Origin of the sequence: Roseisolibacter sp. H3M3-2, from assembly GCF_029211165.1 — a bacterium.
Classification (GTDB): Bacteria; Gemmatimonadota; Gemmatimonadetes; order Gemmatimonadales; family Gemmatimonadaceae; genus Roseisolibacter.
Genome location: NZ_JARGEK010000281.1, coordinates 1 through 6,612 on the forward strand (window position 1 = coordinate 1; position 6,612 = coordinate 6,612).

Below are 6,612 nucleotides of genomic sequence, written 5' to 3' on the forward strand. Positions count from 1 at the left end.
CGGACGCGGCGCCGGGCAGGCTCACGGCGCGCCGACCAGCGGGCCCACCAGCGTCGCGGCCAGCGCCAGCGCGGCGCCGAGCCGCGACGCGTCGGGGATCCCGGCCTGCGCCATGTGGGGCTTGCCGCCGCCCTTCCCGCCGGCGGCCGCCGCCACGCGCCGCACCACCTCGTCGGCGCGCACGCCGCGCTCGCGGAGGTCGTCGCTCACCACCGCCAGCATCGTGGCCTTCCCCTCGTCGAGGCGCGCGCCGAGCACCGCGATCGTGCCGGGCAGCTGCTCGCGCAGCGCGTCGCCGAGCGCCTGCAGCGCCTTGACGTCCTCCACCTGCACCTCGGTGGCGACCAGCTGCGCCGTCCCGAGCGGGCGCGCCGCGGCGGCGAGCGTCTGCACCTGCGTCGCCCCGCCGCCGCGCCGCGCCTCCTCGATGCGGCGCTCCAGCGTCCGCCGCTCCTCGACCAGCGCCTGCACGCGGCGCACCGCCTGGTCGAGCGGCGCCTTCACCGACTCGGCCACGCGCGCCAGCTCGCGCTCGCGGTCGCGCAGGAACTCGTACGCCTTCGGCCCGGTGAGCGCGGTCACGCGGCGCACCCCCGCCGCCACGCCCGTCTCCTGCACCACGCGGAACAGCCCGATCTCCGACGTGTTGCGTACGTGCGTGCCGCCGCACAGCTCGACCGACAGCCCCGGGATCTCGACCACGCGCACCACGTCGCCGTACTTCTCGCCGAACAGCGCCATCGCGCCCGACGCGATCGCCTCCTGGTACGGGCGCTGCGTCGTCGTCACCGGCACCGCCGCCCACACGCCGCGGTTCACCTTCGCCTCCACCTCCTCCAACTGCTCCGGGCGCACCGGGCCGTGGTGGGTGAAGTCGAAGCGCAGGCGGTCGGGCTCGACCACCGACCCGGCCTGGTGGACGTGCTCGCCCAGCACCTCGCGCAGCGCCGCGTGCAGCAGGTGCGTCGCCGTGTGGTTGCGCTCCGTGTCGCGACGCCGCTCCGACGGCACGCGCGCCTGCGCCGGGCCGAAGCGCAGCGCGCCCTGCAGCCGCCCGACCGCCGCCACGCGCCCGTCGACCTTGCGCACCTCGTCGACGTCGACCTTCCACCCCTCGCCGAGGATCTCGCCGTGGTCGGACACCTGGCCGCCGCTCTCGGCGTAGAACGGCGACTCCTCGAGGAGCACCGCCACGCGGTCGCCGTCGAGGTGCCGTACCGCCGCGACCCGCGTCGAGACGGACACGCGGTCGTAGCCCACGAAGGCGCCGCCCAGCTCCGCCGCGGCGGCGTCGCGCTCCCAGCTCGCCAGGTCCGCCAGCGCGTCGGCGGCGACGCCGAGGTTGCGCGAGCGGCGCTCCTCCTGCGACAGCGCGCGCTGCCGCTCCAGCGCCTGCTCGAAGCCGGCGATGTCCACGCGGTACCCGCGCTCGCGCGCCATCAGCTCCGTCAGGTCGATCGGGAAGCCGAAGGTGTCGTACAGGCGGAACGCGTCCTCGCCCGAGATCTCGCCGCGGAGCGCGACCGACCCCTGCGTGGAGCGCTGCGGCGCCAGCTCGTCGAACCGCGCCAGCCCGCCCTCGATCGTCGCCAGGAAGCGCTCCTCCTCGGCGCGCGTCGTGGTGACCAGGTGCTGCGCGCGCTGCCGCAGCTCGGGGTACGTGTCGCCCATCGTCTCGATCACCGTCTCGACGACCGACGCCAGCGTCGGCTCGCGGCGGCCGAGCAGGTAGGCGTGGCGCACCGCGCGGCGGAGGATGCGGCGCAGCACGTAGCCGCGCCCCTCGTTCGACGGGTGCACGCCGTCGGCGAGCAGGAAGCTCACCGCGCGCGCGTGGTCGGCGATGACGCGGAACGACGCGAGGTGCCCGCCCGCGCGCCGGTCCTGCCCCACGATCGCCTCCGCGCGCGCCAGCAGCGGCTCGAAGACGTCGGTGTCGAAGTTGTTCGCCTTCCCCTGCATCACCGCCGCGATGCGCTCCAGCCCCGCGCCGGTGTCGACGGACGGCTTGGGCAGCGGCACCAGCGTGCCATCCGGCTGCCGGTCGAACTGCATGAAGACGAGGTTCCAGATCTCGAGGAACCGCCCCGCCTCCGCGCCCTCGACGAACGCCTCGGTCGAGAACTCCTCGCGCGACCGGTCCGTCCACTCCCCCGACGCGTCGCCCGGGAAGACGAAGTCCTGCGCCAGGTGCGCGAGGTCGACGTAGATCTCGGTGCACGGGCCGCACGGGCCCGTGTCCGCCATCTGCCAGAAGTTGTCCTTCGCGCCGAGCCCGTAGATGCGCGAGTCGGGCAGCCCCGCGACCTCGTGCCAGAGCGCGCGCGCCTCGTCGTCGGTCTCGAACACCGAGACGCGCAGGTGCTCCCTCGCGATGCCCAGGTCCTCGGTCACGAACTCCCACGCGAAGCGGATCGCGTCGCGCTTGAAGTAGTCGCCGAACGAGAAGTTGCCGAGCATCTCGAAGAAGGTGTGGTGCCGGGCGGTGTGCCCCACCTGTTCGAGGTCGTTGTGCTTCCCGCCGGCGCGCACGCACTTCTGCGACGTCGTGGCGCGGCGCCGCCCCTCGGGCGGCTCCTCCATCCCCAGGAAGACCTTCTTGAACGGGACCATCCCCGCGTTGGTGAACAGCAGGGTCGGGTCGTCGCCGGGGACGAGCGTCGAGGACGGGCGGACGACGTGGTCCTGCCGCTCGAAGAACTGCAGGAATCGGGTGCGGATCTCGGAGGCGCGCATCCCGGAACAATAGCCGGCGTCCGGCGGCGCGCTCAACGGGCGCGCCGCCCGCCGTCAGAGGCCGAGCGACAGCTGGTCGCGCGTGGGCGGCGCGGGACGCGCGGGGGGCGCCGGGTCGGCGGCCGGCGCTGCGTCGGCGGGCGCCGGCTCGGACGGCACGGGCGGACGCTCGGGGCGCCCCGCCGGGAGGCGCTCCGCCTCCACCAGCGCCACCACCTCGCGCGCGGTCACGCCGAGCCGGCGCGCGAGCCCCGTCGCCACCGGTTCGCTCACCGCGCCCGCCAGCGTCGCCCAGACCGCCGACGGCTGCACGCCGTGGGCGCGCGCCCAGCTCGTGAGCGTCTCCGGCCACATCGCCAGCCCGACGACCGTCGCCGCCGCCAGCGCCGCCAGCTCGCGCTCGACCTGCGCGACCGCGCGCCGCTCGAGCGGGCTGCCCCCGTCGCGCGGCCGCCCCTGCCCCGCGCCCCCGGCCGCGGGCCGATCGACGAGCGTCGCCAGGTGGCCGGTCGGCACCCCGAGCCTGGCGGCGAGCCGCTCACGGATGCGCAGGTACGGCTTCCGCCGCGCGAGCAGGTTGTAGACGACCGACTCCGCGATCCGCTCGGCGCGCGCCCACCGCGCCAGCTCGTCGGGCCAGAGCGCGAGCTGCACGACCAGCGACGCGGGCATCTCGGCGACGTGCGCGCGGACCCGGGCGACGGCCTGCGCCTCGAGTCGGGTTTCGCCGCTGCGCTGCGGCCGGTCGGCGAACGGAACGGGCTCCTGCACCGCGACCTCCGTCGGGGGACGGTGGCCGTTCGCCGCAAGCGCCGTGCACGTGCTTCGAGGCCAGCGGGTCCAGGCATGATCCCCTGCGACGTCGACCGACAGGGGATGATCCCCAAAGGGAATCATGCCCTGTTCGGTTGCCGCACGAGGGGTGGCTGCCGCACGCGCCTACGACGGCTCGACGTCGCCGCCGTCCTCGATCTCGGAATCGTCCGCGCCGGCCCCCAGCACCCGCGCCAGCACGCGCCGGATGATCTCGCCGTCGTGCCCCCGTCGAGCCAGATAGCCGTACAGCCGCCGCCGCTGCGTCGGCGCGTCCTCACCGGCCAGCGCGCGCGCCTTCTTCCACGCCGACGCCTCCGCCAGCGCCTCCTCGTCCACCGACTCCTCGGCGAACACCTCGGCGACCGCCGCGTCCGCGACGTCGCGCGTCACCCCCTTCTGCGCCAGCACCTGCGACACCCGCCGCCGCGAGTCCCCGCGCCCTCCCACCCGCGACCGCGCCAGCTGCCGCGCGTACTGCGCGTCGTCCACCAGCCCGGCCGCGGTCAGCTTCGCGATCGCGGCCGCGACGTCGCGCTCCCGCTCCCCGCGCTGCTTGAGCTTCCGCGCCAGCTCCCGCGCCGACCGCCCCTGCACCGCCAGCAGCCCGACGGCCCGGTCGTACGTCGCCAGCGCCCGCGCCTCCTCCGCCAGCGACTGCCCCGCCGCGCCGGCGAGCGTCAGCCCCACCCGCAGCCCGAGCCGCTCCACCACGTCGACGGACACCACGCACGCGCTCCTGCCGTCGACCGCGAGCTCGAACCGCCCCGGCCGGCGCGGCGCGGCCACGATCGCCGTCACCACCCCCGCGATCGGGGGCAGCTCCTCGGGCACCACCTCGCGCTGTCGTCCTCTCATCCGACCGCTCTCCTCGCCAGAAAGTCCCGCCCGAACGCAGACGTCGCCGAGTGGAGGACCCGGGGGACGGAGATTCCGGGCTCCGCCCCACCAGGTCGCCCGCTCGGCGACGTCACCTGCCGACCGAGAGCGGGGGCGCGCACGCCCCCGCCCCGGACCTCACTCCTCGCCGGCCTCGTCCTCGCCGCCCTCGGCGCCGATGCCGAGCACGCCCTTGACCTTGACCTCGACCTCGGCCATCAGCGCCGGGTTGTCCTTCAGGAACATCTTGGCGTTCTCACGCCCCTGCCCGATGCGCTGCCCCTGGTAGCTGTACCAGGCGCCGGACTTCTCGATGATCCCGGCCTCGCTCGCGATGTCGAGCACCAGCGACGCGTGGCTGATCCCCTCGGCGTACATGATGTCGAACTCCGCCTGCTTGAACGGCGGGGCGACCTTGTTCTTGACGACCTTCACGCGGACGTGCGAGCCCACCACGTCCTCCTTGTCCTTCACCGGGCCGATCCGGCGGATGTCGAGGCGCGTCGACGCGTAGAACTTCAGCGCCTTGCCGCCCGTCGTCGTCTCCGGGTTGCCGAACATGACGCCGATCTTCTCGCGCAGCTGGTTGATGAAGATCACCGACGTGTTCGACCGCGCGATCGCGCCCGTCAGCTTGCGCAGCGCCTGGCTCATCAGGCGCGCCTGCAGGCCCACGTGGCTGTCGCCCATGTCGCCCTCGATCTCGGCCTTCGGCACCAGCGCCGCCACCGAGTCGACCACCACGACGTCCACCGCGCCCGAGCGCACCAGGATGTCGCAGATCTCGAGCGCCTGCTCGCCCGTGTCCGGCTGCGAGATCAGCAGCGCCTCCACGTCCACCCCCAGCTTGCGCGCGTACTCGGTGTCGAGCGCGTGCTCGGCGTCGATGTACGCGGCCACGCCGCCCGCCTTCTGCGCGTTGGCGACCACGTGGAGGCAGAGCGTCGTCTTGCCCGACGACTCCGGCCCGTAGATCTCGGTGATGCGCCCCTTCGGGATGCCGCCGATCCCGATCGCCGCGTCGAGGTTGATCGCGCCCGTGGGGATCGAGCCGACCTTCACCTTCGTGTCGGTCCCCATGCGCATGATCGACCCCTTCCCGCAGTTCTTCTCGATCTGCGCGATGGCCAGGTTCAGCGCCTTCTTCTTGTCGTCCGTGCTCACGGTCGTCGCCATTGTCTCTCGCCCGCCCTGTTGATGTTCGAACACCCTGTGGCCACCGGAGCCGGACGCTCCGAAGTACCCGAATAAAATACGAACAACCGGCCTGCGGATCAAGACGGCGGGGGGAGGCCGAAGGCGTCCGCGACGTGCCGGATCCGTACACCGGCGGGCGTCAGCAGAACCCCGATCACGTCGAACCGGTACGCCTCCCCGGGGCGCCCGAAGCGGTCCACCCAGACCGCCGCGCTCCGCCCTAGCTCCCGGCGCTTGCGCCAGCCGACCGCCGCCACCGGGTCGCCGAAGCCGAGTCCGCGCCGCGCCTTCACCTCGACGAACGCGACCAGGTCGTCGCGGCGCGCCACCAGGTCGAGGTCGCGGTGCCCCGACCGGAACCGGCGCGCGATAACTGCCCATCCCTGCCGCTCCAGCCACCGCGCCGCCACGCGCTCCCCCAGCGCCCCGAGCGCCTGGCGGGGGTCGATCGGCGATCGGACGCTTGCCGAACGCGCGAGCGGGCGTGAGACTGGAGCGGCCACGCGCGGAGGATCGGTTCGGGAGCGCCCGACCGCCGTACCCCCACGACGCATCGCGTGGCCCGCCGCCGCACCGCCGCCCGCCCCGCGGCGCGCGCGGTGGATCGGAAGCTGCGTCATCAGCGCCAGCCAACGGCCTCCCCGTCGGCTCGCAACCCCACCCCGCAGCACCCACGCCTCTCGGACGGAGACCGGCACGATGCGCATGAAGGGAACGGTGAAGTGGTTCAACGACGCCAAGGGCTTCGGCTTCATCTCGCCCGAGGACGGCAGTAAGGACCTGTTCGTCCATCACTCGGCGATCCAGGGCGGCGGCTTCCGCTCGCTCGATGAAGGCGAGAGCGTCGAGTTCGACGTCGTGCAGGGGCAGAAGGGGCCGGCCGCCGAGAACGTGACGCGCCTCGGCGGCGGCACGCCCGGCGGCGGTGGTGGCGGGGCGCGCGGCGGCGGGGGCCGCGGCGGCTACGGCGGCGGCGGCGGTGGTGGC

5 protein-coding genes and 1 pseudogene are annotated in these 6,612 nt (G+C 74.3%); 1 reads left to right on the forward strand and 5 read right to left on the reverse strand.

Features of this window, described 5'->3' with window-relative positions; genetic code table 11:
• Positions 1-21: 21 nt before the first annotated feature.
• The 5 genes from alaS to PYV61_RS18830 all read right to left on the reverse strand — a co-directional run bounded on the left by alaS (position 22) and on the right by PYV61_RS18830 (position 6,128).
• The gene (gene alaS, locus PYV61_RS18810; RefSeq protein ID WP_275834466.1) at positions 22-2,736 is read right to left on the reverse strand and encodes an alanine--tRNA ligase; all 2,715 of its coding nucleotides are present in this window, start codon (positions 2,734-2,736) and stop codon (positions 22-24) included.
• Between the two features lie 54 nt (positions 2,737-2,790).
• Positions 2,791-3,507, reverse strand: coding sequence for a hypothetical protein (locus PYV61_RS18815; RefSeq protein WP_275834469.1), 717 nt, complete (start codon positions 3,505-3,507; stop codon positions 2,791-2,793).
• Between the two features lie 168 nt (positions 3,508-3,675).
• Positions 3,676-4,407, reverse strand: coding sequence for a regulatory protein RecX (locus PYV61_RS18820; RefSeq protein WP_275834471.1), 732 nt, complete (start codon positions 4,405-4,407; stop codon positions 3,676-3,678).
• Positions 4,408-4,566: 159 nt separating this feature from the next.
• Positions 4,567-5,604: a recombinase RecA gene (recA, locus tag PYV61_RS18825; RefSeq protein WP_275834473.1), complete on the reverse strand. Its 1,038-nt coding sequence runs from the start codon at positions 5,602-5,604 to the stop codon at positions 4,567-4,569.
• 98 nt (positions 5,605-5,702) lie between these two features.
• Positions 5,703-6,128 carry a YraN family protein gene (locus PYV61_RS18830; protein ID WP_275834474.1) on the reverse strand — a complete coding sequence of 142 codons (426 nt, stop codon included), beginning with the start codon at positions 6,126-6,128 and terminating at the stop codon, positions 5,703-5,705.
• Positions 6,129-6,324: 196 nt separating this feature from the next.
• Between PYV61_RS18830 and PYV61_RS18835 the strand changes: the two are divergent.
• A pseudogene (locus tag PYV61_RS18835) lies at positions 6,325-6,519 on the forward strand (cold shock domain-containing protein); the annotation flags it as partial.
• Positions 6,520-6,612 lie beyond the last annotated feature (93 nt).